At 74.6% G+C, this 3226-nt stretch carries 5 protein-coding genes; 2 read left to right on the forward strand and 3 right to left on the reverse strand.

Annotation, left to right across the window (positions count from 1 at the left end):
* Positions 1 to 533: pseudouridine-5'-phosphate glycosidase (locus H5J29_RS26595; protein WP_181783748.1), on the forward strand; the 533-nt coding region annotated here is incomplete at its 5' end.
* Here the strand turns inward: H5J29_RS26595 and H5J29_RS26600 are convergent.
* The 3 genes from H5J29_RS26600 to H5J29_RS26610 all read right to left on the reverse strand — a co-directional run bounded on the left by H5J29_RS26600 (position 505) and on the right by H5J29_RS26610 (position 1954).
* Complete coding sequence (locus H5J29_RS26600) at positions 505 to 849, reverse strand: DUF3099 domain-containing protein (RefSeq protein ID WP_181783749.1); 345 nt, start codon at positions 847 to 849, stop codon at positions 505 to 507. The genes H5J29_RS26595 and H5J29_RS26600 overlap by 29 nt on opposite strands.
* 70 nt (positions 850 to 919) lie before the next feature.
* Positions 920 to 1357 carry an ArsR/SmtB family transcription factor gene (locus tag H5J29_RS26605; protein ID WP_312858422.1) on the reverse strand — a complete coding sequence of 146 codons (438 nt, stop codon included), beginning with the start codon at positions 1355 to 1357 and terminating at the stop codon, positions 920 to 922.
* Positions 1358 to 1381: 24 nt separating this feature from the next.
* A complete protein-coding gene (locus H5J29_RS26610) occupies positions 1382 to 1954 on the reverse strand; it encodes an HhH-GPD-type base excision DNA repair protein (RefSeq protein ID WP_312858423.1) in 573 nt (190 codons plus the stop codon).
* A gap of 97 nt (positions 1955 to 2051) precedes the next feature.
* On the opposite strand from H5J29_RS26610, the gene H5J29_RS26615 reads away from it, so the two are divergent.
* On the forward strand, positions 2052 to 3226 hold a 1175-nt coding region (locus tag H5J29_RS26615), incomplete at its 3' end, for a DUF7059 domain-containing protein (RefSeq protein WP_312858424.1).

The following is a 3226-nucleotide window of genomic DNA, read 5'->3' on the forward strand; positions in this document are numbered from 1 at the left end:
GCGCCCGGGAGACCTGGGACGTCTCCGCCGACCTGCCCGCCCTCGCCGCCACCCCGGTGCTCGTCGTGTGCTCGGGGATCAAGTCGATCCTGGACGTCGGGGCCACCCTCGAGGTGCTGGAGACCTCGTCGGTGCCGGTGCTCGGCTACCGCACCGACCGGTTCCCCGGCTTCTACCGGCGCGACGCAGGCTTCCCCGTGCCCTGGCGGGTCGACTCGCCCGACGAGGCGGGCGCGGCCTGGTGCGCCCACCGCGACCTGGGCCCGGGGTCGGGCATGGTGCTGGCCAGGCCGGTCCCGGAGGCCGCGGAGCTCCCCTCCGAGCTGCACGACCGACTGCTCTCCGAGGGGCTCGCCCTCGTGGCCGACCGCGGGATCACGGGCAAGGACGTCACGCCCGCCCTGCTGGAGCACTTCCACACCGCCAGCGGCGGCGCGAGCCTGGCCACGAACATCGCGTTGGTGCGGGCCAACGCGAGGCTCGCCGCTCAGGTGGCGGTGTCCCTCAGCTGTGAGGCGGACCGCCGTCGATGACCGGGTGCTCGCGGGACTCCAGCTCGAGCCGCTCCGGCTTGTAGCGGCTGACCTTCTCCGTCTTGAGCGGCAGCCGGTCGTTGGCGATGAGCACCGCGATCCACGGGAGCGGGATCGAGATGATCAACAGGGTCACGGCGAGCCAGGGGATCTGGTAGAAGACCGCCGCGAGGACCATGCACGGGATGCGCATCCCCATCATGATCTTGTAGCGGCGCTTGCGCACCGCGAGCTCCTCTTCGTAGGAGCGTTGTGCGTCCGTGATGAGCACGGGATCGGCGTCCCGGCCCGACGGGCGACTGGGATCAGTCGTCACCGGACCACCTCCGTCCCCATCGTGTCACTCGCACCGACGGTACGCGCGTTCACCCTGAGACGACGGACCCTCAGGCGGGGTCGTCGGACTCCGCGTGCCGGCGGTCGACTCCGCCTGCGCCGTCCCCGTGCGCGTGCAGCCGCACCGGACCGACGGCCTCCTCGGACACGACCTCGAGCAGCCGGCGCGCCAGGCCGCCCGCGATCCGGTAGCGCACGAGCCTGCCCTGCCGGTGCGCGGTGACCATGTGGTGCGCGCGCAGCAGCCGCAGCGCGTGCGACACCGCGGAGTCGCTCATCCCGACGGCGACGGCCAGGTCGGACACGCACAGGTCCCCCGCGTGCTGCAGGGCGAGCAGGATGGAGAGCCGGTTCACCTCGCCGAGCGCGTCGAGCACCGTGGCGGCCTGCTGGACCCGCTCGCCGTCGGCGAGGACCGCGGTGGCGTCGCACACCTGGTCGGCGTCGATGACCCGCATCTCGCGGCGGTCGGTGGGGACCTTGTGCACGCCGGTGATCCTACCCGCGTCCGATCACTTCCCGGCCCTCGCCGCGGCCTTGGCCGCCTGCTTGAACTCCCGGACCCGGTCCAGCGAACCCCGGTCGACGACGTCGGCCACCGACCGGAACGAGCCCTCGTCGCCGTAGCTCCCGGCGGCGTCGCGCCAACCGGGGGGCGTGACACCGCGCTGCTTGCCGAGCAGGGCCACGAAGATCTGTGCCTTCTGCTTGCCGAAGCCGGGCAGCGCGGAGAGCCGCCGGAACAGCTCCCTGCCGTCTCCGGCGTCGGACCAGACGCCGGTCACGTCCCCCGCGTACCGCTCGACGACCGCCTGGCACAGCGCCTGCACCCGGCCCGCCATCGACCTGGGGTAGCGGTGCAGCGCGGGGGTCCGCGCGAACAGCTCGACGAGCTCCTCCGGGTCGTACTCCGCGATCTGTCGGGCGTCGAGGTGGTCGGTGCCCAGCCGGGCGGCCAGCTCGGCGGGCGCGGCGAAGGCGCGCTCCATCGGGATCTGCTGGTCCAGCAGCATGCCGGTGAGCAGGGCGAGGGGATCGCGGTCGAGCAGCGCGTCCGCCGCCGTGTCCTGGGAGAGGCTCAGCACGGACCCACGGTAGCGCGTGATCATGGGCCGATCGGCGCCACCGGAGATCCCTGAGCCCCGATCACCCCTCGGTCACCTGGGTGGGGAGGATGGGGCCGTGCTGTCCGACGATCTCTGCGCCCGGCTTCGCGACTCCCTCCTGGAGCAGGAGTTCACCACGACCGGGGTGCGCGAGCTGCTCGGCCCCGGCGCGCACGCCGCGCTGACCCGCGGCGAGCCCGAGGCCGCGGCGCGCGCCACCCGCGAGGCCGGGGCGCTCGGTGCGCTCGTTCGGTTGTTCCTGTTGGGCGCCACCGAGGAGAAGGTCCCGCTCCCCGAGCTCGACGCGCTCGTCGGCGGGGGGCTGCTCGCCGCGGGCCCCGAGGGCTACCGGGCGGCGATGGACCTGCGCCCCTACGGCGAGGAGGACGTGAGCGGCGAGGCCCGCTGGTACGTGCTGTCCGACCTGGACACCCCGGCGGCGCGACAGGACCGCGACCACGTGACCGGGGTGGGCGGGGCCTCGCTCACGCTGGCGTCGTCGCTGGTCCGCACCCCGGTGCGGGAGACCCTCGACCTCGGCACCGGCTGCGGTGTGCAGGCCCTGCACGCCAGCCGGTTCTCCGGCCGGGTCGTGGCCACCGACGTCGCGCCGAAGGCCCTCGAGGTCGCTCGCGCCACGCTGGCGCTGTCGGGGGTCCGCGGCGTCGACCTCGTCGAGGGGCCCTGGTTCGCCCCCGTCGCCGACCGGCGGTTCGACGCGATCGTGTCCAACCCGCCGTTCGTGCCCGGTCCGGCGCGGGTCGAGTACGTCTACCGGGACTCCGGCCAGGCGGGCGACGCGGCCATGGCGGGGCTGCTCGCCGACCTGCCCGCCCGGCTGCGCCCCGGCGGACGGGCCCAGCTGCTCGGCTCCTGGCTGCACGTGCGCGGCGAGGACTGGCCGGACCGCGTCCGCTCCTGGGTCCCCGAGGGCTGCGACGCCTGGGTCCTGCAGCGCGAGGTCACCGACCCGGCCCTGCACGTAGGCACCTGGCAGCGGGACGCCGGGCTCGACCTGTCCGCCCCCGCCACCCGCGAGGCGGCCTCGGAGTGGCTGGACTGGCTCGCGGCGGAGCGCGTCGAGGCCGTCGGGTTCGGGTTCCTCCTGCTGCGCCGCAACGCCGACGGCCGCGCGGGCGAGGTCGTGGTGGAGGACCTGCCCGGCGAGCTCGCGGACCCGCTGAACGCGGAGATGGCGGGCTGGCTGGACCGGGTGGACTGGCTGCGGGCCCACGCCTCGGACGAGGCCCT

This window comes from Pseudonocardia pini, from assembly GCF_013870575.1.
Taxonomy (GTDB): Bacteria; Actinomycetota; Actinomycetes; order Mycobacteriales; family Pseudonocardiaceae; genus Pseudonocardia; species Pseudonocardia pini.